Source organism: Nonomuraea longispora, assembly GCF_004348345.1.
GTDB classification, from domain to species: Bacteria; Actinomycetota; Actinomycetes; order Streptosporangiales; family Streptosporangiaceae; genus Nonomuraea; species Nonomuraea longispora.
Genome location: NZ_SMJZ01000157.1, coordinates 1 through 22,190 on the forward strand (window position 1 = coordinate 1; position 22,190 = coordinate 22,190).

Sequence of the window (22,190 nt, forward strand, 5' to 3'; positions counted from 1 at the left end):
GGGAGTTCAGGCGGGAGGGCGCGGTCTGGTCGCTGGTTTTCGCGGGGCGGGCCGCCCACATGCCCGATGCCAAGGGCCTGCGCGACCTGCACACGCTGCTGAGCCGCCCCGGTGACGACGTGCCCGCCGTGCGCCTGCTCGATCCCGAAGGCGGCGAGCTCGTCGTGGCGGCCCGCAGGATGGGCGGCGACGACGTGCTCGACGAAGAGGCCAAGAGCCGTTACCGCCACCGCCTGGCCCAGCTCGACGACGAGATCGACCGAGCCGCCGAGCTGGGCGACGACCGTCGGGCGGCCGAGTTCGACCGGGAGCGGGCCGCGTTGCTGGAGGAGCTGCGGGCGGCGGCCGGTCTGGGCGGGCGCACGCGGCGGCTGGGCGACGAGGCGGAGCGGGCCCGCAAGACCGTCACCGCCCGGATCCGCGACACGCTGCGCAAGCTCGACCACGCCCACCCCGAGCTGGCCGCCCACCTGCGCGCCACCGTCTCGACCGGCTCCACGTGCCGCTACCAGCCGGACGACACCATCCCCTGGCGCCTCTGACCGCTTCCCTTCCGGACGGCGCTGGCAGTGACCCCGGTGGGCGGTGGAAGGACTCCTCCACCGCCCACCGTCACGCGCGCGCTCACTTGCGGTTGTAGAGCCGCATCGTCAGCGTGCCGAAGACGGCGATCATCAGCACCGACGCCACCAGCACCCACGTGAGCTCCCCGAAGTCGGGGGTGCCGGCCATCAGCGACCGTACGGACGCCACCAGGTGGGTGATCGGGTTGGCGTTGACGAACACCTGCAACCATCCCGGCATCGTGGCGGGCTGGACGTAGACGTTGCTCAGGAAGGTCAGCGGCATCAGCACCAGCATGCTGATCCCCATCACCGACTTCTCGCTGCGCAACATCAGCCCGAACATCGTCCAGATCCACGAGAACGCGAACGAGAAGCCCAGCAGCACCAGGACCCCGCCCACCGCTCCGGCGAGGCCGCCCTGCGGGCGGAAGCCGAGCACCAGCCCCACCAGCAGGATGACCGTCGAGGCCATCGTGTAGCGCAGGATGTCGCCCAGCAGGTAGCCGATCATGGTGGACGGACGCCAGATGGGCAGGGTGCGGAACCGGTCGAAGACGCCCTTCTCGATGTCCTTGTTGACCTCGACCCCGGTGTACATGGTGATCATCACGACGCTCGTCACCATGATGCCCGGCAACAGGTACTGCAGGTATTCGGTCGGCGAGCCGGCCAGCGCGCCGCCGAACAGGTAGGTGAACATCAGCGTCATCATCAGCGGGAACGCGGTCACGTCGAACAGCTGCTCGGGCACGTGCTTGATCTTCAGCATGGCCCGCCAGCCGAACGTCATGGACGCCGACCACGCGCTCGGCCGCGGCGGTTTCTTGCTCGGAGCCAGTACGGTGCCGAGGGTCTCGGCCGCGGGCGCGTAGGTGGTGGGGTTCTCGGTGGCCGTGCTCATGCTGCTGCCTCCTCGGCGGCGGGGTGGTCGGTGAGGGCGAGGAAGACCTCGTCCAGGCTGGGCTGGCCGAGGGAGAAGTCGTCGACGACGATGCCGGCCTCGGCGAGGCGGGCGAGGGCACGGGAGGCCTGCTCGGCGGCGGCCGCCTCGCGGCCGTTGCCGGTGATGCGGGCCGTGAGCGCCACCGGGTCGGCGTCGAGGTAGACGGTCGCGTCCAGCGCCTCGGTCAGCACGCGCTCGGCGTCGGGCCGGGTGGCCGCGTCGCGCAGGCGTACGTGGACCGCGCCCGCGCCGACGGAGGACTTCAGCTCGCCCGGGGTGCCCTCGGCGATGACCTTGCCCCGGTCGATGACCGCGATGCGGCCGGCCAGTCGGTCGGCCTCTTCGAGGTACTGCGTGGTGAGCAGCACGGTGGTGCCGTGGGCGACGACGATGCGGACGATGTCCCAGACCTGGTTGCGGCTGCGCGGGTCGAGCCCGGTCGTGGGCTCGTCGAGGAAGAGCAGCTCGGGCGTGTTGAGGATGCTGGCGGCGATGTCGATGCGCCGCCGCATGCCACCGGAGTAGGTTTTGACCTGCCGTCCGGCTGCCTCGCTCAGCCCGAACGCCTCCAGCAGTTGCGCCGCCCGCTCCCTGGCGGCGGGTTTGCGGTGGCCGAGGAGGCGGGCGAGCAGGATGAGGTTCTCGGCGCCGGTCATCTCCTCGTCCACGGAGGCGTACTGGCCGGTCAAGCTGACGCGGCTGCGTACGGCGTCGGCCTCGCGCACCACGTCGTGCCCGAACACGGTCGCCTCGCCACCGTCGGGCCGCAGCAGCGTGGCCAGCATGCGCACGGCCGTGGTCTTGCCCGCGCCGTTGGGCCCGAGCACGCCGTAGACGGCGCCGGCCGGCACCTGGAGGTCGAGGCCGTCCACGGCGCGTGTCTCGCCGAAGACCTTGACCAGGCCGGAGGTCTGTATCGCCAGATCAGGCATGGTGTTCCTTTCCGATGAACTGTTCACGTGACGTACGGCTGGGCACGTCTGCCGGCGCGCAGCGTCCTGCCCCACCAGGTGAGCTGGTCGAGCATGGTGGCGACGGCCCGCAGGCGGTCGTCGGTGTCGAGGGGCGCGCAGCCGTCGAAGTCGCCGCCGAGCAGGTCGAGACCCACCCAGTCGCGCATGGTCACGGCGTGCAGGGCGGAGAAGACCGTGCGGAGCTGCTCGACGGCGTAGTGGCCGGCGGAGCCCGAGCCGTAGGAGACGAACCCGACCGGCTTGGCCTGCCACTCGTCGTAGGCGAAGTCGATCGCCTGCTTGAGCGGGGCGGGGAAACTGCGGTTGTACTCGGGGGTGATGACGACGAACCCGTCAGCGGCGCCGATGTCACCGGCGAAGCGGCGCATGGCCGGCGTCGCCTGCGCCGGGTAGTGCGCGGGGAACGCGTAGCCCGCCAGGTCGAGCACCTTGACGGCGAGCTCGTCGCGGCGGCGGGCCCGCTCGGTGAACCAGCCGGCGACCGCGTCGCAGGCCCGCCCGGCCCGCGTGCTGCCGATGATCGCCGCGACCCGCAGCGGGGTGATCGCCATGATGCCGCCTCCTCGCCGAGCCCTGGCCCGTCACCCTTGAGGCGCTAGACGTCCGCTAGATCGGATCTAGCGGAACCGGCACGGCTCAGCGGGCGGGCCTGATGGTGTAGCCCACGCCGCGTACGGTGTGGATCATCGGCTCGCGGCGGGCGTCGACCTTGCGGCGCAGGTAGGAGATGTACAGCTCGACGACGTTGCCCCGGCCGGCGAAGTCGTAGGCCCACACCCGGTTGAGGATGCGCGCCTTGCTGAGCACCCGCCCGGGATGATGCATGAGGAACCTGAGCAGCTCGAACTCGGTGGGCGACAACGTGATCTCCACGCCCGCCCGCCGTACCTCGCGGGTCCTCTGGTCGAGCGTGAGGTCGCCGACCACGAGGGCGGGCCGGCGTACGGGCTCCGGCTGCGAGTGCATGCCTGTGACCATGGCGTACCCGTATGAGAGTCAGATGATGACGGCTTGGGAATCCGGTGTGAACGCGGGCCCCCGCCGTGGGAAGACACAGATGACCCCATAGTGATCGTGTTGTTACTGACAGTTACTATGGGTCGGGTTGGTGCACGTATGCAGCGTGCAGCCGCGGATCACTCCAGGGGGCTGAAATGACCGATGACACCCGGGCCGAGAAGACAGAGATCGACGCTGAGGAGACGGCGGTGGGCGGCGAGGCCACGCTGCTGCTCGCCCAGGACGACCCCGCGGCCGCCGCGGCGGTCGACGAGGCGGTGGCGTCAGAGCTGCTGGACGACGCCTCCGCCCGCACCGCGGCCGAGGCCAGGCGGGAGAGCGAGAGCCAGATCGCCGCGCTCGCCGCGCACGACCAGGAGCGCGTACGCGGCCTCCAGCGGGACCTGGGCGCCATGGGCGCGGAGGTCTGGCCGGTGGCCAGGTGGTGGGGTTTCGAGATCCACCTCAACGAGAGCGCGGCGCTGCTGGCCTCGGAGATCGCGCAGCCGACCGGGGAGATAGCGGGCGCCGTGCTGGGCTCCTGGCTGGCCCGGATCGTCGAGCGTTCGGTGCGGGACAAGGCCGGTTGGATCGCCTCGGCCGCCCGTCCGTACGGGGTCCGGCTGGTGTCCCCGTGGACCGCGCCCGCCATGCTCGTGCCCGCTCGCGATGACGACAGGCCGGGCGGCGACGCCCAGCTCTACTGGGCCATGCACGAGCCGGACGAGGGGTGGAGCGACGACCAGCCGTTCGTCGACCACTTCAGCGTGTCGGGGCCGGCGCTCGCGGAGTTCCAGGACCGCCTCTACCTGGCGCACCGCGGCGGCGACGGTGACTCCAGCCTGTGGTGGACGGTCTACGACGCCGAGGAGGGCTGGAGCGAGGACCAGCGTTTCCCTGGGCACTTCAGCGACTCGGGGCCGGCGCTGGCCGCGTACGACGGGCAGCTCTACTGCGTGCACCGGGGCGCGGGCGAGGACGCGTTGTGGTGGACCCGCTGGGACGGCACCGGCTGGACCGCTGACGAGCGGCTGCCCGGCCATGCCAGCGCCGCCACCCCCGCTCTGGCCGCGTACGACGGGCAGCTCTACTGCGTGCACCGGGGCAGCGGCGAGGACGCGTCGTTGTGGTGGACGCGGTGGGACGGTTCGGGGTGGAGCCCCGACCGGCGGCTGCCCGGCCACTCCAGCCGGTCGAACCCGGCGCTGGCCGTCTACCGAGGCCACCTCTACTGTGTGCACCGCGGCGCCGGCGAGGACGCGTCGTTGTGGTGGACGCGGTGGGACGGTTCGGAGTGGAGCACCGACCGGCGGTTGCCCCGCCATCACGCCGCGGAGGGCCCGTCGCTGACCGTCTACAAGGACCGGCTCTACTGCGTGCACCGCGGCGACGCCGACCAGAGCCTCTGGTGGGCCAGTTTCAACGGCTCCGGCTGGAGCATCGACCAGCGGCTGCCCGGCCACCAGAGCGCCGAGGGCCCGGCCGTCATCGCCTACCGCGACAAGAACGCCACCCGCGACCAGCTCATGTGCGTGCACAGAGGCCGCCGCTGAGAGCCCGGAGGAAGACCGGGTGCCGGCCGAGAGCCGGCACCCGGTGCGCGGGTCACCAGCCCGCGAGCTGCTCCAGGAACCACTCGACCAGGGTCGGGGACACGCTGCCGTGCGCCGAGTTGGCGAGGTCGCAGCAGAACGCGTCGAGGAACGTCTCGTCCTTGGGCAGGTCGCTGAGGTCGCGGTAGAGCTCGGGCTGCCACTGGAAGGGGTCCCTGGCCAGGGCGACCGCGCTGACCACGGGGACGAAGCAGCCGGCGCGCAGGGCGTCGTCGATCGGCAGGCCCATCGCGTCGGCGACCCGGCCCCACGAGTCGAGCGTGCCGCCGGGAGCGCTGTCGAACGCGGCCACCTGGCTGGTGGCGCTCGTCCACACCGGCCCGCCGAACCTGACCGTGCCGACGTTCTGCAGCTCGCCCAGGTCGGGCTGGATCCTGGCGGTGAGCTGCAGGGAGTCGTGCCGCAGGTCGAAGACGGGCGTGCCAGGCGGCAGCCCGGGGCCCGTGCCGTTGCCGATCCCGTTGGCGAGGCCCAGCTTGTACGGGCGCATCGGGAACCAGCCGACCCGGCGCAGGTCGTCGAGGAAGTCGGTACGCAGCGAGCTGGCGGTGGTGACGGGACCCGAGTAGGTCTCGTTCTCGACCCAGGCCCACAGCAGCTGCTGCGCGGCCGGGCTGCGGATGAGGGCGGCCTGCCCCGGCCCGTCGGCGGCCGGCTGGATCGACTCGTGCAGGTAGGCCAGCTGCTGGAGCACCAGCGGGATCCACGCGCCGAGGTGCGGCGTGTCGTACGAGAAGTACTTGTCCGTCTGGTGGTCGAGGCGTTCGCTCTCCATGCGCGCCAGCGCGTACCTGGTGATCATGCCGCCCATGCTGACGCCGCCGACGACCAGCGGATCGTCGCCCCGCCGCTCCTCGATGGCGCGCAGGACGCAGGTGACCGCCACGGCGGCGTTGGCCTGGAGGTGGGTGTGCCGCTCGTCGAAGCCGAGCAGCACCACGTCGAAGCCCATCATCCTGAGCTGGTCGAGGAGGCCGGGGACGTTGTTCTGGTAGGGGGCGTTGAGGTGGAGCCAGAGCGCGTCGAGGTCGCTCGGCCCGTAGTTGAAGCCGTCGGCGATGATGAGCGGCCGGGCAAGCGCGGTGTGCCCCTCCGCCAGGTGCACGGCGGCCCGGCCGGTGGCCGTGTGGCCCTCGTGCGGCCGGTCGCCCACCAGGTCCCAGACCAGGTCGGCCCTGGGCGCCCGCCCGTCGCGCGCGGGCGGCGTGGCGAACCAGACTCCCTGCCGCCCGAGCGCGTCCGCGATGCGCTGGATCTGGTCGGTGGTGAGAGTGCCCTCGATCCCCTGTGCCTTGGTCTCGACGTCGATTCTCGGTTCCTGGGACATGTGCTCGTTCCTCTCGTGCGGGGCACCCTGGGCCCACTGGCCCCACCCTAATGTCACTCTTAGTGATATGCCGAGCACATAACGCAGTGGCGCGACTTGTTCGCAAGTCCCCTGGTTTCACCTTCTCCACTGGGGTAAGCGCACTTGCTGAGGCCGGGAGCCGGGCGCACGCGCGGCCACGGCCGCCGAGCACTGTCGGCAAGGAGCCGCGATGTCAATGATCGATCCGGAATGCGTCCGTCAACTCCTGGACTCACGCCACCAGGACGCCACGCTGGTCTTCGTCCGCGGCGACTGTGTCGTGCTGCCGGCCGCCGAGGTGGACGACGCCCACCGGGGCCTGGTCATCGCCAGCCGCGAGGAGGTGGCGGCCCAGCTTCCCGACGAAGGGCCTCCCGACGAGCAGGCTTTGGAGGCCGTCGCGACCCGGCTGGACAACATCGTCAGGGATCTGGGGGCCTGACGCCGGCGTGCCCGTCCGCTCACATGTGAGCGGACGGGCACGCCGGCGCGGGATCATCGGCACAGGGCGCGGTCCAGCGCAATCTCGATCTGCTTGACGGACTTCATGTCGGCGGGGAGCGCGGTGGTGGCGATGGTGGCCGCCCGCCCGTCCCCGGTGGCGGCGTTGCTGGTGGCGTAGCCGGGGGCGGAACCGCCGTGCGACCAGGCGACGCCGCCGCAGCTCAGCTTGAAGCTCGCGATGCCGAGCCCGTAGCGGGCCTTGCCCGTGCCGTCGAACTGCGGGGCGGCGACGGTCTTCTTCATCTGCCTGAGCTGCTGCGGCTTGAGCAGCTTGCCGTCCAGCAGCCCGAGCATGAACCGGTTGAGATCGCTCGGCGTGGCGACGAGCTGGCCGGCGGCCCACGCCAAGGACGGGTCCATCTCGGACACGTCGGTGTACGGCTTGTTGGGCTTCGCCCGGAAGTAGCCCCTGGGGTGCGTCCCGCGGATCCGCTGCTCGCCCACGCTCGGCCAGTACGTCCTCTTCAACCCCAGCGGCTTGATGACCCGCCGGGTGATCTCCTCGCCGATGGGACGGCCGGTGACCTGCTGGACGATGAGCCCGGCCAGCACGTAACCGGTGTTGCTGTAGCTCCAGCGGCCGACGGGCGTGCCCTTCTCCGTCTGGGCCGCCGCGACCAGGTCGTGCGGCTCGTAGTGGCGGTGCTGGATGTCGAAGTAGTCCTTGAGCAGCACGGTGTCGTAGTCGGGCAGGCCGGCGGTGTGCTGCAGCAGCTGTCGTACGGTGATTTTCCTGCCGTCGCCGGCCTTGCCCCGCAGCAGGTTCGGCAGGTACTTCTCGACGGGCGCGTCCAGCTTGACCTTGCCCTCGCCGACGAGTTGCAGCACGACGACGGCGGTGAACATCTTGGTGTTGCTGGCGATGCGCACCTGGCCGTCCACGGGCACCTTGGCCTCCGTCTTGAGGTCGGCCACGCCCGCGGTGTAGTGCTGGGTGCGCCCGTCGCGTCCGCGAACGGCGGCCAGGACAGCGGGGAACTTGTGGTCGGTGACCAGCGAGTCGAACCTGCGCTGCAGGTCCGACGACGGTGTGTCCGCGCTCGCCGGGGCGGTCGCCAGCGTGCCGGCCACCGCCAGCCCGGCCAGCCCCGCCAGCGTACGCCGGGTGGTGACACGCAGATCGATCATGGGGGAACGCCTCCTGCTCACGGGCTGTCTGTGATGGCTTCCAGCATGTCGGCGAGCCGGCCGCCTGATCGATACCACGTGCTGGAGTCCGGTGGTACAGCCAGCACTACGCCTTGTGCTGCCCGCCGCTTTCGAGGTAGTGGAGCACGGCGGCCACCCGGCGGTCCGTACGGTCCGTGGGTGCCAGGTCGAGTTTGGCGAAGATGTTGCGGATGTGCTTGTGCACGGCGCCGTCGGTGACGAAGAGCCGCTCGGCGATGGCGGCGTTGCCCAGCCCTTCGGCCATCAGCGCCAGCACGTCGCGCTCGCGGGGGCTGAGCCGCTCCAGCCGGTTGTCGGGCCGGGTGCGGGTGAGGAGTTGCGCGACGACCTCAGGGTCGATGGCCGTGCCGCCGTCCGCGACCCGGTGCAGCGCGCTCAGGAACTCCTGCACCCGCCCTACCCGCTCCTTCAGCATGTAGCCCAGCCGGGCGCTGCCGTGGGCGAGCAGGTCGGTGGCGAACGCCTGCTCGACGTACGCCGACAACACCAGCACCGCCAGGCCGGGCTGCCTGCGCCTGGCCTCGACGGCGGCCCTGATGCCCTCGTCCGTGTGGGTGGGCGGCATCCGTACGTCGACGATGGCCGTGTCGGGTCTGTGGATGTCCACCGCCTGCAGAAAACTGTCGGGGTCGGCCGTGGTGGCCACGACGTCGAGTGCCTCGGCACGCAACAGCAGCGCGAGACCCTCGCGCAGCAACGGGTCATCCTCAGCGATCACAATCCGCATGGCAAACTCACATTCAAGGTGGTCGGCCCACCTGGGGGGCTGGTCAGCGCGAACGTTCCGTCGTGCGCTTCTGTACGGTGGCGGATCCCGGCCAGGCCGGATCCGGATCGTTCTCGGGCCCCGCCGCGGCCGTTGTCGCTGATCGTCAGCCGGAGCCGTTCGTCGCGCCGGCGGACGGTGACGGTGGCGCGTCCCGCACCGCTGTGCCTGGCGACGTTGGTCAGCGCCTCGGCCACCACGAAATAGGCCGTGGCCTCGACGGAGACGGCGCACCGGCCGGGGAGGTCGGCGTCGATCTCGCAGGGGACGGGGCAGGCCGCCGCCAGCCCGGTCAGCGCGTCGGACAGGCTGCGGTCCTCGAGCACCGGCGGCAGGATGCTGCGTACGAGCCCGCGCAGTTCGGCGAGCGCCTTCTCGGCGGCGCCCTGCGCGTCCTCCAGCATGGCCTCGGCGATCGCCGGGTCGTGCGCCACCGCGCGGCGGGCCGCCCCGAGCATGACGGTGACGGCGACGATGCGGTTCTGGGTGCCGTCGTGCAGCAGCCGTTCGATCCTGCGCAACTCGGCGGCGTGCGCGTCCACCGCCGCCGCCCGGGTCGCGGTGAGCTGGGCCACCCGCAGCGCCAGATCGGCCTCCGGGCCGGCGGCCAGCAGCCGGCGTCCGTGCCACGCTTGCAACCGTGGCGCGACCGGGACGACGAGCAGGGTGAGCACCACCCACCCGACCCCCATCAGGGCGATCAGGAAGGCGTCGAACAGCTCGTTCACGGCCAGCAGGCTCATGCCGGCCCCGGCCGTGTCGCCCGGCGGCGGGAGTTGCCACCACAGGGGATAGGTGAGGTCACGCACGGCGTTGAGCGGAAGGCTGACGCCGGTCAGGCCGAGCGCCAGCCCGAAGCTCGCGTGGCAGAGCACCCAGCACAACTCCCGCCGGGTGACCGGCTGCTTGAGAGCGGCCAGCAGGCCGTCGGGCACCGGATCGGCGGCGATGAGTTCCGGGCCCGAGCGGGACAACCGCGCCCGCTCGCGGTTGGCGAGGGCCCGCAGCACCCGCAGCGCGGTGGGCAACACGAGCAGGCCGATGCCGACCACGCAGGCCAGCGCGCTGATGATCACTCCGCACAGTGTTAACAGCGCCAGCACCGCCGTGCCGAACCCGCCGACGAGTTGTTCGAGCCCGTCAAGGGTGGCGCGTCCGCGGACGATCGGGTCCCATGGACGGACCGGCTCATCACCCTCATGGGGGTCGTTGACCGGCATCCCCGCACCTCCCTCTCAGACGATAGGGCATCGTCAGAGGGCCGGTGGAGATCATCGGCGGAAGAGTACAGCCTGCTGTACCTCCTGTGTCCCGGTGGCGGGATCGCCGGCGATGACGACGCTCCGTAATGTCGGCGGCATGACGACCACGCCGAGTGAGGAGCTCACCATGATGGAACCCGAGATCGCCGTCCGCGGCAGGATGACCAGGCCCGTTCTGTGGTTGTTGCTGCTCGTCAGCGCTGTGTGCAACATGGTCACCTCCACGATCGGCGCGAACCCGCTCATCGGGATCGGCTTCGGCCTGCTCACGCTGGCGATAGGGGGTGTGCTGGTCACCCGGCACCGCAGGGAACGGCGCCGGTGACGGGCCGCGCGCCCGACTGACCGGTCGTGCGCCGGGCTGGCCCGGCAGGGGGAGGAGGATCCCCCGGCGGGGGGAACCCCCGGCGGCCCGCTGCCGACAGCCTGACGGGTATGAGAAGAACCATCGCACTCGCCGCCCCGATCGCCGCTCTCGCCCTGCTGACCACCCCCGCCGCGGCCGTCTCGGACGCGACCGCACCCGAGAGGCCAATGTACGTGCTGCACGGCAGCGCCTCCGGGACGTTGCCCGAGTCGTTCGGCCAGTGGGCGGGGGAGAAGGTGCGCTTCGCCGTCGACGCCAGGAGCGACGGCGTCAAGACGCAGGGCACGTTCGACGTGTTCCACGCCGGCAAGCCGGGCAAGCCGACCGTGGGCGACTTCCAGGGCAGGATCGCCTGCCTGACCGCGGGCGACGGCATCGCGATCGCCACCGGCGTCATCACCAAGGGCTACGTCAACATCGAGGGCGAACCGAAGACGGACGTGAGCGGGAAGAAGGTCTCCTTCACCGTGCACGACAAGGGGCGCCGCGACACCATGTTCTGGATGTGGGAGTTCCTGGGCGCTCCCGTCAACGACTGCCAGGGCACGGCGCCGGTGTTCAGGCCGTCGAAGAGCAGCTTCAAGGTCAAGGGGTGAGTGGTCCACTGAATCGACCCCGAACCGGTCTATGTGCGTGGTCCGATGCCCGCCTAGCCTCGGCAGTATGACGATGACAAGCAGGTCGGGAACGGTATTGACAACCCTGGACCACCAGATCCCGCCGTTCATCCCGCAGGGGGCGGAGATGATGACGGCGAAGGTCGAGTTGCCGCCGGGTGAGCCGATGCTCACCCTCGTGGACGAAGGCGAGCTCGCGGCCCGTGCTCGGTGGGCTGGAGTCACGCCGGCCAGGCGGTGAGCGCGCAGAGGGCCTCCAGAGCGCGACGCCAGTCGTGCCGGGGCGGGGCGGCGTAGCCGAGCCAGCGCCTTGCTGGCGCTGCCCGCGTAGACGACCCGGTCGGGCGCCAGCGCTTGCAGGGCGCCGACCGGGTGGTGGTCGTAGCGGAACTCCCCGTCGTAGTCGTCCTCGATCAGGTAGCCGTCGGTTTGCCGCGCCCAGCCTGCGATGGATGGTACGCGCCCCCGTGCCGGCGCCTAGGAGCAGGGCCGCGCGCCGCCGTCAGGGGCGGAACACGGCCCTGACGCAGCCGTCCTGCTTCTTCTTGAACAACTCGTAACCCCTGGACCCGTCCTCCAGCCGCATGGGGTGGGTGAGCAGGGGAGAGGCGTCGATCTCGCCCTTGCTCATCCGGTCGAGGATCATCGGGATGTAGCGGTGGCCGTGCTGCTGGGCGCCGCGCAGCGTCAGGCCCTTGTTCATGACCGCGCCCATCGGGAACTTGTCGACCACGCCGAGGTAGACGCCGAGAACGGAGACGACGCCGCCCTTGCGGCAGGCGTGGATGGCCTGGCGCAGCGAGAGCCCGCGGTCGGTCTGCAGGCGCAGGGCGTGCTTGACCCGGTCGTAGGCGTACTGGGCGCCGGTGCCGTGGCTCTCCATGCCGACGGCCTCGATGCACACGTCGGGCCCGCGACCGCCGGTCAGCTCCTTGAGCGCTTCGAGGACGTCGACGTCACCGTAGTCGAGGACGTCGGCGCCCATCTCGGCGGCCATCGCCAGCCGTTCGGGGAAGCGGTCGATGGCGATCACCCGGTCGGCGCCCATGCGCAGGGACGCCAGGGTGGCCATCTGGCCGACGCCGCCGCAGCCCCACACCGCGACCACGTCACCGGGCCCCACCTCGCCGAGGTCGGCGCCCATCCACCCGGTGGGCACGGCGTCGGAGGCGAACACGGCGCTGGCGTCCGGCACGTTCTCCGGCACGGGGAAGGCGTTCACGTCCGCGTACGGAACCCGAACGTACTCGGCGTGGCTGCCGGCGAAGCCGCCGAGCGCATGGGAGTAGCCGAAGATGGCGGCGCCGGCGTGCCCGTTGGACGTCTCCAGGAAGCCGGGGTTGGGGTTGGAGTTGTCGCACAGCGACCACAACCCCTCCTTGCAGTAGTGGCAGCGCCCGCAGCCGATGATGGAGCACACCGTCACCCGTTCGCCGACGCGCCGTTCGCGCACGTCGGGGCCGGTCTCGACCACCTCGCCGACGAACTCGTGCCCGAGCACGTCCCCGGCCATCATCGTGGGCACGTAGCCATCCAGAAGGTGCAGATCGGACCCGCACGTGGAGCTCGCGGTGACCTTGACGACGGCGTCCTGCCGGTTGAGCAGCCCGGGGTCCGGGACGTTCTCGACCGACAGCTCGTTCACGCCCGTCCAGCACAGTGCCCTCATCGCACGCCCTTCCTGGTGAGATGCCGGAACGCGGGTACGCCCACGCGGCCGAGCGGGGTGCGGTGGCCTTCGGGCTGCTGGTCGACCAGGAGCACCTCACCGGTTTCGAGCAGCTGCTTCAGCTTCCGCACCCGGTCGCGGGTCTCCCCGTCGGCTTCGCGTACCGCGATCTCGCTGCCCCGCCCGCCGGGTGCGGGCTTGATGCGGACCTCGTGGCGTTCGGAGAGGCGGGCCAGCTCGTCGGGCCGGTCGGGGCCGGTCAGCCGCGAAGGTTCCGTCTCGACGGTGACGGCGAACCACCCGTCCGGGTTGGGCGGCGCGGAGCGTGCCGCGCGCACGAGCGCGATCCCGGCCACCGCCGCCGCCCCTGCCACGAGCACGGCCGTGCGGCCCTTGCGAGCCCCGGCGCTGCGGCGACGTGCTCTCGCGCGGGCCCTGTTGGATATGGCTTTCATGCTCCGCGGCTGCCCCGGGCCGCCTGCGGCAAACCGGCTCAGCGAATGGACCTGATGGGCAGCACGGGCTGGTCGCGGTTCCCCTGGTTGTCCCCTGGGGTGCTGGACACCGCGATCGGCCCTCCGCCGGAGGAGCCGGCCGATCCGGGGCACTGGAGGGCCGCGATCGAGCGGTGGGCGCGCGACACCCGCGACATCTTCCTGCGCCATCCGTGGGCGCTCGCGCTGGTGACGACCCCTCGCCTCATGGGGCCGAACGAGACCGCCCGCCTCGAAAGCGCCATGGCCGCCATGTCGGGCCCGGGCCTGTCACCCCACGACGTGCTGAACTCCGTGCTGCTGGTCAACGGCTACGTACGCGGGGCTGCGCAGCCGTCCGTCGACCAGCAGGAGCCCACCTTCGGCCACGAACTGATCAGGCGGGCTCAGGACCGTTTCCCCCACCTGAACGCCGTGCTGAGCCACGTCCAGGGCAAGCCGGCCGAGGGGTTCGAGTTCGGTCTGCAACGGGTGCTCGACGGCATCGAGGCCTATCTCGGTCGAGCGTGACGGCCCCGCGCCGTCACGAGGACGACCTCACGCCGTCGAGCACGATCCGGGTGAACTTGGTGACCAGCGTGCATGACACGGGCGGCGCCTCGAAGCCGGCGTCCGCGTCCTCCAGTTCCAGCTTCGCGCTGGAGAGCCCGACGGTCACGTAGTGCGCGTCGTTCTTCTGGCGGTTCGTGGCCCGCCGCAGTTCCAGGGAGTTCTGGCAGGACTTCGTGACCTGGTGGTCGGACCTGGTGCTGAGCATGTAGAGGCCGTTCATGGTGAGCCGGCGGTTCTTGACCTCCGCGGTCGAGTCGCCGCCGGTCTGGCGCTCGTGGAAGGCGAAGGCGGAGCGGAGCGTGAGCTTCTGGTTCTTGGCCTTGTTCGCCAGTTCGAGTTCGCAGTCGTACGGGCTGGCGTAGCGCACGTCGACGAGCTTGTACGACCTGCCGAGCGCGGCCAGCAGGTCGTCCTTGCGCCCGCACGGGTCCTTGCCCATGACGCCCACCGCCCGGCTCTTCCTCGGCGGGAGCTTCATGATCTTGTCCACGACCGCGCCGAGGTACTGCTTGGCGTGGGCGCAGCGCTGCGGCCACGGCCGGCTCTCCTTGCCGCGCGGCGGGGTCTTCAACAGGTCGAGGGCGAGCGCGCTGCCCTCGACGCCCTCATAAGGCACCTTGTAGTGGCAGCTGCGATGGCTCGCGCCGTCGGTGGAGTATTCCTCGCGGTAGATCGTGCGCCCGCCGAGCTTCTCCTCCTCGGCGTCCTCCGCGTCCCTCTTCTCAAAGTGCGCGTGCAGGTCGATCGCGAAGCTGTAAATGTTCTTCGAGGGATCGGAGGAGCCGGTCAGGTACTGGCATTCGGTGAGGCCGGACCCTCGTACGGTGGCCTGCTCGGGGCCGTACTTCTTGAGCATGGTGTGCGGCAGGAGGTCGCACGGGTCGGCCGCGCGCACCCGCTTGAAGTGCGCGAACAGGGGGCTGTCCCCGGCCGGGCGGTCGTTCTTCGGCTGGAGCGGCTCCTCGCTCGGGCTCTGCTCCGCGGCCTCGGCCGAGGGTTCGCCGCCCGGCCGCTCCGCCCTTCGCTGTTTGCCGAGATCGATCATGCCGCAACCGCTCAGGACAACGGCGGTTCCGACCACAACGGCAAGTGTTCGTATGCCTTTACTGCGATATTTCGAATTATTTTGAAACGTTGTTGAATTCATGGCGGGACGTCACGGTACAGGAAATTGCTGCACCGCTTCAAACCAGCCGCGGGCCCGGCGCGGGCGGCGCCCGGCGAGCATAGGAGGGACGCGCCGAGGCAATGATCACTACGGCGCCGGATGATCGCGTATGGTTCCGGATCGGCGAAGAGAGTGAAACGTCATGGCCCGTATCCGGGAAATGGCGGTGTGTCGCCCGCTCGCTCCGAAATATGGTGATTGGGACCGCCTGCGTGGCAGGATCGTCGGCGGGAGGCCTGGGTGAAGCGCCGATTTAGGAGCATGTATGTCGACTACTCGCGAGATGAGCGATCCGACCGATATTCCTGACAGGGATTCCCTGCAGCCCGGACCTACGGCGCTGCGCATATTGGTCGGAGCGCAGCTGCGCCGGCTGCGGGAGTCGCGAAAGATCAGCCGCGAGAAGGCGGGATACACCATTCGCGGCTCCCATTCCAAGATCAGCCGGATGGAGGGTGGACGCTGCGGCTTCAAACTGCGCGACGTGGCCGATCTGCTCACCCTGTACGGCGTGGCCGACGACACCGAACGCCAGGCCCTGCTCGTCCTGGCCGAGCAGGCCAACGCGCCGGGCTGGTGGCAGGACTACCGCGACGTGATCCCCGACTGGTTCGAGGCCTATCTCGGGCTGGAGCAGGACGCGGCGCTGATCCGTACGCACGAGATCCAGTTCGTCCCCGGCCTGCTGCAGACCGAGGACTACGCCCGCGCGGTCGTCGTGCAGGGACACAAGGACGAGCCAGCCGAGCTGATCGAACACCGCGTCGAGCTGCGGATGCGCCGCCAGAGCATCCTCAGCGAGCCCGCGACGCACAAGGTGTGGGCGATCCTGGACGAGGCGGCGCTGCACCGCCGCGTCGGCGGCGCGACGGTCATGCGCGACCAGCTCCGTCACCTCGCCGAGCAGGCCGAGCTGCCGCACGTCACCGTGCAGGTGGTCCCGTTCGGCTCGGACACCGTGGCCGGCGGGGTCGGCCCCGTCACCATCTTGCGCTTCGCCCAGGCCGAGCTGGACGACGTGGTCTACCTCGAACACCTCGCCGGCGCGCAGTATCTCACCAAGGACTCCGAGGTCCGGCCCTACCAGCACCTGATGAACGAGCTCAGCGTGCAGGCGCCGCCGCCCTCGGAGACCCCGGAGATCCTGCGTCAGATCATGGCCGCGATGTAGCTCACCGTTTGCGGGCCACGCCGCACAGCGCGTCGACCTTCTCCAGCGGGGCGAGCGGGTCGGGGTCGGGACGCCACAGCGGCAGCGAGACCACGCCGGGCTCGACGAGCTCCATGCCGTCGAAGAACGCGGTGAACTCCTCGGGGGTGCGCAGGTTGTAGGGGACGCCGCCGCCCGAGTTGTAGTCGTCCTGGGCCTGGTCAAGGGCGTCGCCGGTGACCAGGTTGACGCCGTCCCACAAAGCGAGGTAGCTGCCGGGCGGCAGGGCGTCGACCAGCCGCCGCACGACGTCGTGGGCGCCCTCCTCGTCGGTGATGTAGCCGACGATGCCCATCAGCATCAGCGCGACGGGACGGTCGAGGTCGAGTGTCCTCGCGGCGGCGGAGATGATCGCGGCAGGGTCGCGCAGGTCGGCGTGTACGTAGTCGGTGGCGCCCTCCGGCGTGCCGACCAGGAGGGCGCGGGCGTGCGCCAGCACCAGGGGGTCGTTGTCGACGTAGACCACGCGGCAGGACGGGTCGGCCCGCTGGGCGACCTCGTGGGTGTTGTCCACCGTGGGCAGCCCGGTGCCGATGTCGAGGAACTGGCGGACGCCTGCCTCGCTGACCAGGTGGCGCACGATGCGGGCCAGCAGGTGCCGGGACAGGCGGGCGATATGCACAATATCGGGGAATGACTGGCTGAACTGGTCGCCGGCCACGCGATCGACGTCGTAGAAATCCTTGCCGCCCAGCCAGTAGTTCCACATCCGGGCGGCGTGCGGCACGGACGTGTCGATGCCGGACACGGGCACGTGACCGGTGGGAGGGGGTTCACCTGTCATGAGGGCTGTCTCCTTCCGGAGGGCCTGCGGGATCTCAACCTAGCGTCCCGCCCGCTCCAGAAGTAGATCATGCACAGAAACGCGGCGCCGCCGGAGAAGGCAGGCGCCGCACGATCGTCACGTCACCGGTCAGCCGGTGGGGATCCGCTCGCCGTCGCGCAGTCGGGTGAACAGGCGCTCCCACTGCGGCATCACGACCTGCGGCGTGTACTTGTGGGCGGTCTCGGCCGCGGCCGCGCCCAGCCGCCGGCGCAGCGCCGGGTCGCTCATCACCCGCCTGAGCGCCTCCGACAGCGCCTCGATGTCGCGCGGCGGCACCAGCACGCCGTCCACGTCATGCGTCAGCACGTCACCGGGGCCGGTCGGGCAGTCGAAGGCGACGATCGGCAGGGCGTGGCCCATCGCCTCGATCATCGCCATCGGCAGGCCCTCGATCCGCGAGCTCAGCACGTAGACCGACGACCGCGCAAGCTCCTGGGGGATGCGGTCGCTGCGGCCCATCAGCCGGATCCGGTCACCCATGTCGTACTCGTCGAGCCGCTGCTGCAGCCGGTCCTTGGACGGGCCCGTGCCGAAGATGCGCAGCCGCCACTCGGGGAACTCGGGCGCGATCGCGGCGTAGGCCTTGATGAGCATGTCGAAGCCCTTCTGGGGCACCAGCCGGCCGACGGCGATCACCACCGGGTTGGCCTGGTCGGAGTGTTCGCGACCCTCCATGTCGACCGCGTTCGGGATGCGCACGACCGGCGTGCCGGGCAGCAGCGGCCGGTATTCGTTGACGCTGGTCTCCGTCAGCACCGCCACCGCGTCGAAGCGGCCGTAGTGCTTGGCGATCTGTTCGCGTACCGCCTGGTGGTAGGAGCCCAGGTTCATGTGCTCCTGCGCGACCCGGATCACCTTGCGCGAGCCGCGGCGCGCGGAGATCAGGTTGAGCGCCGGCCGCGTCGTGACCAGGATGCCGCCCTCCAGGCCGGAGACGTAGTCGATGACCGCGCCCTCCACCCGTTCCGTGAAGTATTCGGCGGCGAACTCGCCGTACGGCACGATCTTGCCCCGGGCACGCCGCCACACCTTGCGGGCCAGCGAGTCGGAGGCGATGCCCTCACGCTGGTCCACCAGGGCCGACACCCGCACCCGCTCGTCGATGGCGAACTGCGGACTGGTCCGCCGGCGTACGACGCTGACGATCTCGACGTCGTGACCCGCCTGGACCATCGCGTTGGCCTGGTTGACCACCGTCCTGATGGTGCCGCCCATGCCGTACGCGTGCAGCAGCATGTATCGGATCTTCACGGTAGGTACTCCCACGTCCGGCACATGGCGTGCAACACCTCGGGGATCTCGTCGGGTGTGGGCAGGTCGCGGCCCTTCTGCACGGTGCCCGAACGGATCTTGTCCTTCCAGTCACCGAGCCCCTTGGTCACGACGTCGGGCGTGCCGTAGGAGAGCAGTTCGGACGTCCAGTCGATGCCGAGGAACTCGCAGATCAGGCGGCTGACCTTCTCCGGTTCGGCGGTCAGCTCCTCGTAGCGCACGGTCAGGCCGGGCAGGGCCTTCCTGGCACGCTCCACCGCCTTCATGTACCGCAACGCGTCGGCCGCCGCTTCGTCCGGCGTGCGTTTGCCGGAGCTGGCTTCGTACCAGGACGTCGCGATCGAGGCGGGGTGGCGCAGCAGGAACACGAACCGGGCGTCCGGCCAGCACGTCGCGATCCGCTCGTAGGCGAAGGCGTTGGCCGGCGTCTTGTCGACGATGTACCGCTTCCCGCTGCGTACCAGCTCGCGGTGGAGCACCCGGTCCCACAGCAGGTGTTCGATGTCGGCCCGGTTGTGCCCGAGCGCCTCCATCGCCTTCTCGGCCAGGGTCGTGCCGAAGTCCACGCTCAGCCGGCGTACGTGCAGCTCGTGGGGGGCGTGCAGGTCCGGGTGCGCGTTGAGCATCGACCGCAACAACGTCGAGCCGGACCGGACGGGGGAGATCACGAACACCGGGGCCTCGAGCAGGCGATCACGGGGATCGGACGGCGGTCTGAAGGAAGTGTCGGGGGCGGCCTTCACGGGCCGCTCGACGACCTTCCTGGCTTTCTCCGCTTTCCCTACCCGTTCGATCCGAAATCCTGCGTACTTGGCCAGCGCGCTGTTGAACGTACGCTGCCACATCATGGTGGGCGAGGTTACCCGCACTTTCTGGGGATTGCCTGAAAACCATCGCGAAACTTGATCGCGGCTCATGAACAAGCCATCCCACGGCAAGAAATGACCTTCTGTCACGCCAAGAACACGCGGGGCAAACCGTATGCGGAGGAAACATCACCGCTATTACCCGTGCCCATTTCCCCTTCCTTCCGCAGGCGCCCGCCGGGGTTGGGTAGATGCTTCAGCATGAAAGAGCACACGGTGCGTTGAGGACGCCATGGGAGCCATCGAGCGGGCCGCAAGAGAGCTGCGGCGCAAGGCCGAGCAGACCCCCGCCCACCGCGACCGCCACGTCGACCTCCTGCGTGCCGTCGCGATCGCGGCCGTGGTGACCGGGCACTGGCTGGTGCTCTCGGTGAGCTACGACGGCGGCCTGCGCGGGGTCAACGTCCTCGACGTCGTGCCGTGGACCCGTCCGCTGACCTGGCTCTTCCAGGTCATGCCGATCTTCTTCCTGGTCGGAGGGTACGCCAACGCCGCCTCCCTCGCCGCCCACCGCCGCGACGGCGGCGGCGCCACCGGCTGGACGCTGCGTCGCACCGACCGGCTGGTGCGGCCCACCACGATGCTGCTGGCCGTGCTCACGGCCGCCGGACTGGCCGCCGGGGTCGCGGGCGTCGATCCCGCGCTGGTCGGCATGGGGGTGTGGCTGGCGGGGATCCCGCTGTGGTTCCTGGTGGCGTACCTGTCGGCGGTGGTCCTGACGCCCGTGATGCACGCGCTGCACCGCCGGTGGGGGCTCGCGGTGCCGGTCGTGCTCGTCGTTCTGGTCGCGGCGGGCGACGTGGGGCGGTTCGTGCCGTGGATCCCCTACGCGGGGGCGGGCAGCTACCTGTTCGCCTGGCTGGCGGTGCACCAACTCGGCTTCGCCTGGCAGGACGGGCGCCTGCCGGCCCGGCCGGCCGTCGCGCTGCCCCTCGCCCTGGGCGGGCTGGCCGCCCTGGTGGCGCTCACCGTGTTCGGCCCCTATCCGGTCAGCATGGTCGGCGTGGCGGGACAGCAGGTCCAGAACACCTCACCGCCCACCCTGGCGCTGCTGGCGCTGGCCACCGCGCAGGCCGGCGTCGCGCTGCTCCTGCACGGGCCGGTCAACCGCTGGCTGCGGGGGGTGCGGCAGTGGACGGCAGTCGTCGCGGTCAACTCGGTGATCATGACGTTGTTCCTGTGGCACATGACCGCCGCCGTGCTCGGCGTCCTGGCGCTCTATCCCACCGGGCTGCTGCCCCAGGCCGCTCCCGGGTCGCTTCCGTGGGTGCTGCTGCGCATCCCCTGGCTGGCCGCGCTCGCGCTCATCCTCGGCCTGCTCGTCGCGGTGTTCGGGCCCGTGGAACGGCGCAGCGGCCCCAACGTGCCCCCGGAACGCGGCGCCGCTGCTCTGACCTTCGCCGGGATGGCCGCCGTCGTGGGCGGCCTCCTCGCCGTCGCCCTGGCAGGGCCCGGTCATCACGGCCCCGCCGGCTTCCCCACGGCGGCGGTGATCGGCTATTTCGCCGGGGCCGCGCTCCTGCGGATCACGAGAAGCGGGTTCCCCGGCCGCTCCGGGCCGGGCCCCTGACGTACGAGGCCGGCCCGCGTCCCGTCCTCTGCCCGAGGAGGCGACGCGGGCCGGGTGCGGTCACGCGCTCAGGTCACGCGGGTGCCGTTCGTGCCGACGCTCATGTCACGGTCCAATGTGCCGACGCTCATGTCGCGGTCGAACGTGCCGACGCTCAGGTCGCGGTCGGCCATCGCGGGGGTCGCGAACAGTGCGGCGGAAAGCGCGCCGAGCGTGACGCCCGCCGCGATCCGTGTGATCTTCACCAGTCACTCCTCTCGTGAGGGGACGTGCTCCCCGTTCACGTCTTCGAGTCTCGGCGGGCCGCGCCGGCCGGACCAGGCAGTGGACCGGACATTTGCCGGGCATTGCCGCCAGGGGCGCTCAACCGGCGCCGCTGAGCTCGTTCGGGCTGCGCGGCAGGGTGGTGCTTCTGACGACCTTCCCGGACCCGAGGTCGATCGCGTGCACCTTCCTGGTCGCCGGGTCGCTGACGTACACGTTCCGGTCGCGTACGAAGATGGCCGGGCGCGGCTGCTGCCAGTCGATCGGCTCCTTCCACTCGTCGATGACCTCGACCGACCGCACGACCTTCGCCTCGGCCGGGTCGATCACGTGCACGCGGCCGTCGGTGCCGAGCACGAGGGCCTCGCCCCGGGGTCCGCGGGCCAGGGAACGGAAGGTGTAGCTCGTCCCGAGGTCCAGCAGCCGCATCGTGCCGGCGGCGGTGTCGATGAGCGCGACCTGCGTCGGCCGCTCCAACTCGGCGTCGGGGTCCTTCTTGTAGTCGCCGAGCACGACCGGGGAGACGTCGGAGCCCGCCTGGTTGCCGATACGGCCGTACTCGTCGGGGCTGCCGACCTTGGTGAATTCGCCGTCCTTGTAGACGAGCACACCGTCCTCGCAGCCGACCACGACGGCCTCGTCCCGCGCGGTGGCCTCCCCGTGCACGCCGGGGCAGTTCTCGCTGCGCGCGACCTCCTTACGGTTCCTGTCGAGGACGACCAGGCCCACCCGCTTCTCCTCGGTGCCGAGGGAGACGACAAGTTCGCCGTTCTCCAACTGCAGCGCCACGCCGTGGTGGGGCGCGGCCGCCGTGTGGACCTCGCCCTCCGGCAGGCCCTCGGCCAGGTCGGCCGGGTCGAAGACGGTCACCTCGCCGGAGCCGTCGGCGAACAACACGGTGACGCCGCCGTGCCTGACGACGTGGCCCGGCTTGCTGCCCTTGAACTCGTCGGCCTTCAGCGCGGGGGCGACGGCGTCGAGCACGCGGAAGCCGGTCGCGGTGGAGACCAGCACGTGCCGCTCGTCCCCGGCGGGGTTGACCCGGTTGAACCCGGCCAGCGGGATGTCCTTGGCCAGGCGCAGGGTTCGGCCGTCGAGCACGTACAGACCGCCGTCGTACGTCACGACGAGCGGATCCGTCACGGGCGGTCGCGACGAGGAGGTGGCGGG

Annotated in this window: 24 protein-coding genes and 1 pseudogene; 9 read left to right on the top strand and 16 right to left on the bottom strand. The window is 70.6% G+C overall.

What is annotated here, in order from left to right; genetic code table 11:
* A pseudogene (locus tag E1267_RS31685) lies at positions 1-542 on the top strand (ATPase); the annotation flags it as partial.
* A gap of 82 nt (positions 543-624) precedes the next feature.
* Here E1267_RS31685 and E1267_RS31690 read toward each other — a convergent pair.
* From E1267_RS31690 to E1267_RS31705, 4 genes are all read right to left on the bottom strand, one after another.
* Positions 625-1,467: an ABC transporter permease gene (locus tag E1267_RS31690; protein WP_132337926.1), complete on the bottom strand. Its 843-nt coding sequence runs from the start codon at positions 1,465-1,467 to the stop codon at positions 625-627.
* Positions 1,464-2,441, bottom strand: coding sequence for an ATP-binding cassette domain-containing protein (locus tag E1267_RS31695; protein WP_132337928.1), 978 nt, complete (start codon positions 2,439-2,441; stop codon positions 1,464-1,466). Before E1267_RS31695 ends, E1267_RS31690 begins: the two co-directional genes overlap by 4 nt.
* A gap of 23 nt (positions 2,442-2,464) precedes the next feature.
* On the bottom strand, positions 2,465-3,034 hold the full coding sequence (locus E1267_RS31700) for an NADPH-dependent FMN reductase (RefSeq protein ID WP_132337930.1): 570 nt from the start codon (positions 3,032-3,034) through the stop codon (positions 2,465-2,467).
* A gap of 85 nt (positions 3,035-3,119) precedes the next feature.
* The gene (locus E1267_RS31705; protein ID WP_281283725.1) at positions 3,120-3,449 is read right to left on the bottom strand and encodes a winged helix-turn-helix domain-containing protein; all 330 of its coding nucleotides are present in this window, start codon (positions 3,447-3,449) and stop codon (positions 3,120-3,122) included.
* 188 nt (positions 3,450-3,637) lie between these two features.
* Between E1267_RS31705 and E1267_RS31710 the strand changes: the two genes are divergently transcribed.
* The gene (locus E1267_RS31710; RefSeq protein WP_132337934.1) at positions 3,638-5,035 is read left to right on the top strand and encodes a PLL family lectin; all 1,398 of its coding nucleotides are present in this window, start codon (positions 3,638-3,640) and stop codon (positions 5,033-5,035) included.
* A 52-nt stretch (positions 5,036-5,087) separates the two neighbouring features.
* On the opposite strand, the gene E1267_RS31715 is transcribed toward E1267_RS31710, so the two are convergent.
* Positions 5,088-6,422, bottom strand: a complete 1,335-nt coding sequence (locus E1267_RS31715) for a lipase family protein (RefSeq protein ID WP_132337936.1) — start codon at positions 6,420-6,422, stop codon at positions 5,088-5,090.
* A gap of 211 nt (positions 6,423-6,633) precedes the next feature.
* Here E1267_RS31715 and E1267_RS31720 point away from each other — a divergent pair, with 211 nt between their 5' ends.
* Positions 6,634-6,885: a hypothetical protein gene (locus E1267_RS31720; RefSeq protein ID WP_132337938.1), complete on the top strand. Its 252-nt coding sequence runs from the start codon at positions 6,634-6,636 to the stop codon at positions 6,883-6,885.
* Positions 6,886-6,938: 53 nt separating this feature from the next.
* Here the strand turns inward: E1267_RS31720 and E1267_RS31725 are convergent, their stop codons facing one another.
* From E1267_RS31725 to E1267_RS31735, 3 genes are all read right to left on the bottom strand, one after another.
* The gene (locus E1267_RS31725; protein WP_132337940.1) at positions 6,939-8,075 is read right to left on the bottom strand and encodes a serine hydrolase domain-containing protein; all 1,137 of its coding nucleotides are present in this window, start codon (positions 8,073-8,075) and stop codon (positions 6,939-6,941) included.
* Positions 8,076-8,181: 106 nt separating this feature from the next.
* Positions 8,182-8,844, bottom strand: a complete 663-nt coding sequence (locus tag E1267_RS31730; protein WP_132337942.1) for a response regulator — start codon at positions 8,842-8,844, stop codon at positions 8,182-8,184.
* Complete coding sequence (locus E1267_RS31735) at positions 8,832-10,103, bottom strand: sensor histidine kinase (protein ID WP_132337944.1); 1,272 nt, start codon at positions 10,101-10,103, stop codon at positions 8,832-8,834. Before E1267_RS31735 ends, E1267_RS31730 begins: the two co-directional genes overlap by 13 nt.
* A gap of 139 nt (positions 10,104-10,242) precedes the next feature.
* Here E1267_RS31735 and E1267_RS31740 point away from each other — a divergent pair, with 139 nt between their 5' ends.
* The 3 genes from E1267_RS31740 (at position 10,243) to E1267_RS31750 (ending at position 11,370) form a co-directional block, all read left to right on the top strand.
* Positions 10,243-10,470 (top strand): hypothetical protein, encoded by a 228-nt coding sequence (locus tag E1267_RS31740; protein WP_132337946.1) that lies wholly within the window; start codon positions 10,243-10,245, stop codon positions 10,468-10,470.
* 110 nt (positions 10,471-10,580) lie between these two features.
* Entirely contained in the window at positions 10,581-11,108 is a 528-nt protein-coding gene (locus E1267_RS31745; RefSeq protein ID WP_132337948.1) for a hypothetical protein, read from the top strand.
* A gap of 67 nt (positions 11,109-11,175) precedes the next feature.
* On the top strand, positions 11,176-11,370 hold the full coding sequence (locus E1267_RS31750; RefSeq protein ID WP_132337950.1) for a PIN domain-containing protein: 195 nt from the start codon (positions 11,176-11,178) through the stop codon (positions 11,368-11,370).
* A gap of 261 nt (positions 11,371-11,631) precedes the next feature.
* Here E1267_RS31750 and E1267_RS31760 read toward each other — a convergent pair whose 3' ends face one another.
* Complete coding sequence (locus E1267_RS31760) at positions 11,632-12,798, bottom strand: zinc-dependent alcohol dehydrogenase (protein WP_132337952.1); 1,167 nt, start codon at positions 12,796-12,798, stop codon at positions 11,632-11,634.
* The gene (locus tag E1267_RS44790; RefSeq protein ID WP_165959906.1) at positions 12,795-13,253 is read right to left on the bottom strand and encodes a hypothetical protein; all 459 of its coding nucleotides are present in this window, start codon (positions 13,251-13,253) and stop codon (positions 12,795-12,797) included. The genes E1267_RS31760 and E1267_RS44790 overlap by 4 nt, the downstream gene beginning before the upstream one ends.
* A 54-nt stretch (positions 13,254-13,307) precedes the next feature.
* Between E1267_RS44790 and E1267_RS44795 the strand changes: the two genes are divergently transcribed.
* Positions 13,308-13,802, top strand: coding sequence for a TetR/AcrR family transcriptional regulator C-terminal domain-containing protein (locus E1267_RS44795; protein WP_165959907.1), 495 nt, complete (start codon positions 13,308-13,310; stop codon positions 13,800-13,802).
* 13 nt (positions 13,803-13,815) lie between these two features.
* On the opposite strand, the gene E1267_RS31770 is transcribed toward E1267_RS44795, so the two are convergent.
* A complete protein-coding gene (locus E1267_RS31770) occupies positions 13,816-14,889 on the bottom strand; it encodes a hypothetical protein (protein ID WP_132337956.1) in 1,074 nt (357 codons plus the stop codon).
* A 388-nt stretch (positions 14,890-15,277) separates the two neighbouring features.
* Between E1267_RS31770 and E1267_RS31775 the strand changes: the two genes are divergently transcribed.
* Entirely contained in the window at positions 15,278-16,183 is a 906-nt protein-coding gene (locus E1267_RS31775; protein WP_342774917.1) for a helix-turn-helix domain-containing protein, read from the top strand.
* Between the two features lies 1 nt (position 16,184).
* Here E1267_RS31775 and E1267_RS31780 read toward each other — a convergent pair whose 3' ends face one another.
* The 3 genes from E1267_RS31780 to E1267_RS31790 form a co-directional block, all read right to left on the bottom strand.
* A complete protein-coding gene (locus E1267_RS31780; protein WP_132337958.1) occupies positions 16,185-17,006 on the bottom strand; it encodes an SAM-dependent methyltransferase in 822 nt (273 codons plus the stop codon).
* 129 nt (positions 17,007-17,135) lie between these two features.
* Positions 17,136-18,299: a glycosyltransferase family 4 protein gene (locus E1267_RS31785; protein WP_132337960.1), complete on the bottom strand. Its 1,164-nt coding sequence runs from the start codon at positions 18,297-18,299 to the stop codon at positions 17,136-17,138.
* Positions 18,296-19,168 (bottom strand): sulfotransferase family protein, encoded by an 873-nt coding sequence (locus E1267_RS31790; RefSeq protein ID WP_132337962.1) that lies wholly within the window; start codon positions 19,166-19,168, stop codon positions 18,296-18,298. The genes E1267_RS31785 and E1267_RS31790 overlap by 4 nt, the downstream gene beginning before the upstream one ends.
* Before the next feature lie 250 nt (positions 19,169-19,418).
* Between E1267_RS31790 and E1267_RS31795 the strand changes: the two genes are divergently transcribed.
* Complete coding sequence (locus E1267_RS31795) at positions 19,419-20,756, top strand: acyltransferase family protein (RefSeq protein ID WP_132337964.1); 1,338 nt, start codon at positions 19,419-19,421, stop codon at positions 20,754-20,756.
* Between the two features lie 68 nt (positions 20,757-20,824).
* Here the strand turns inward: E1267_RS31795 and E1267_RS44800 are convergent, their stop codons facing one another.
* Both E1267_RS44800 and aztD read right to left on the bottom strand, forming a co-directional pair.
* Positions 20,825-21,001, bottom strand: coding sequence for a hypothetical protein (locus E1267_RS44800; RefSeq protein WP_165959908.1), 177 nt, complete (start codon positions 20,999-21,001; stop codon positions 20,825-20,827).
* Positions 21,002-21,119: 118 nt separating this feature from the next.
* The coding region (gene aztD / locus E1267_RS31800) for a zinc metallochaperone AztD (protein ID WP_132337966.1) at positions 21,120-22,190 on the bottom strand (1,071 nt) is incomplete at its 5' end.

Excerpts from the sequence above, each read along its gene's own strand:
- E1267_RS31690 (WP_132337926.1), bottom strand. The coding sequence starts at position 1,467 with ATGAGCACGGCCACCGAGAACCCCACCACCTACGCGCCCGCGGCCGAG.
- E1267_RS31695 (WP_132337928.1), bottom strand. The coding sequence starts at position 2,441 with ATGCCTGATCTGGCGATACAGACCTCCGGCCTGGTCAAGGTCTTCGGC.
- E1267_RS31700 (WP_132337930.1), bottom strand. The coding sequence starts at position 3,034 with ATGGCGATCACCCCGCTGCGGGTCGCGGCGATCATCGGCAGCACGCGG.
- E1267_RS31705 (WP_281283725.1), bottom strand. The coding sequence starts at position 3,449 with ATGCACTCGCAGCCGGAGCCCGTACGCCGGCCCGCCCTCGTGGTCGGC.
- E1267_RS31710 (WP_132337934.1), top strand. The coding sequence starts at position 3,638 with ATGACCGATGACACCCGGGCCGAGAAGACAGAGATCGACGCTGAGGAG.
- E1267_RS31715 (WP_132337936.1), bottom strand. The coding sequence starts at position 6,422 with ATGTCCCAGGAACCGAGAATCGACGTCGAGACCAAGGCACAGGGGATC.
- E1267_RS31720 (WP_132337938.1), top strand. The coding sequence starts at position 6,634 with ATGTCAATGATCGATCCGGAATGCGTCCGTCAACTCCTGGACTCACGC.
- E1267_RS31725 (WP_132337940.1), bottom strand. The coding sequence starts at position 8,075 with ATGATCGATCTGCGTGTCACCACCCGGCGTACGCTGGCGGGGCTGGCC.
- E1267_RS31730 (WP_132337942.1), bottom strand. The coding sequence starts at position 8,844 with ATGCGGATTGTGATCGCTGAGGATGACCCGTTGCTGCGCGAGGGTCTC.
- E1267_RS31735 (WP_132337944.1), bottom strand. The coding sequence starts at position 10,103 with ATGCCGGTCAACGACCCCCATGAGGGTGATGAGCCGGTCCGTCCATGG.
- E1267_RS31740 (WP_132337946.1), top strand. The coding sequence starts at position 10,243 with ATGACGACCACGCCGAGTGAGGAGCTCACCATGATGGAACCCGAGATC.
- E1267_RS31745 (WP_132337948.1), top strand. The coding sequence starts at position 10,581 with ATGAGAAGAACCATCGCACTCGCCGCCCCGATCGCCGCTCTCGCCCTG.
- E1267_RS31750 (WP_132337950.1), top strand. The coding sequence starts at position 11,176 with ATGACGATGACAAGCAGGTCGGGAACGGTATTGACAACCCTGGACCAC.
- E1267_RS31760 (WP_132337952.1), bottom strand. The coding sequence starts at position 12,798 with ATGAGGGCACTGTGCTGGACGGGCGTGAACGAGCTGTCGGTCGAGAAC.
- E1267_RS44790 (WP_165959906.1), bottom strand. The coding sequence starts at position 13,253 with ATGAAAGCCATATCCAACAGGGCCCGCGCGAGAGCACGTCGCCGCAGC.
- E1267_RS44795 (WP_165959907.1), top strand. The coding sequence starts at position 13,308 with ATGGGCAGCACGGGCTGGTCGCGGTTCCCCTGGTTGTCCCCTGGGGTG.
- E1267_RS31770 (WP_132337956.1), bottom strand. The coding sequence starts at position 14,889 with ATGATCGATCTCGGCAAACAGCGAAGGGCGGAGCGGCCGGGCGGCGAA.
- E1267_RS31775 (WP_342774917.1), top strand. The coding sequence starts at position 15,278 with ATGTCGACTACTCGCGAGATGAGCGATCCGACCGATATTCCTGACAGG.
- E1267_RS31780 (WP_132337958.1), bottom strand. The coding sequence starts at position 17,006 with ATGACAGGTGAACCCCCTCCCACCGGTCACGTGCCCGTGTCCGGCATC.
- E1267_RS31790 (WP_132337962.1), bottom strand. The coding sequence starts at position 19,168 with ATGATGTGGCAGCGTACGTTCAACAGCGCGCTGGCCAAGTACGCAGGA.
- E1267_RS31795 (WP_132337964.1), top strand. The coding sequence starts at position 19,419 with ATGGGAGCCATCGAGCGGGCCGCAAGAGAGCTGCGGCGCAAGGCCGAG.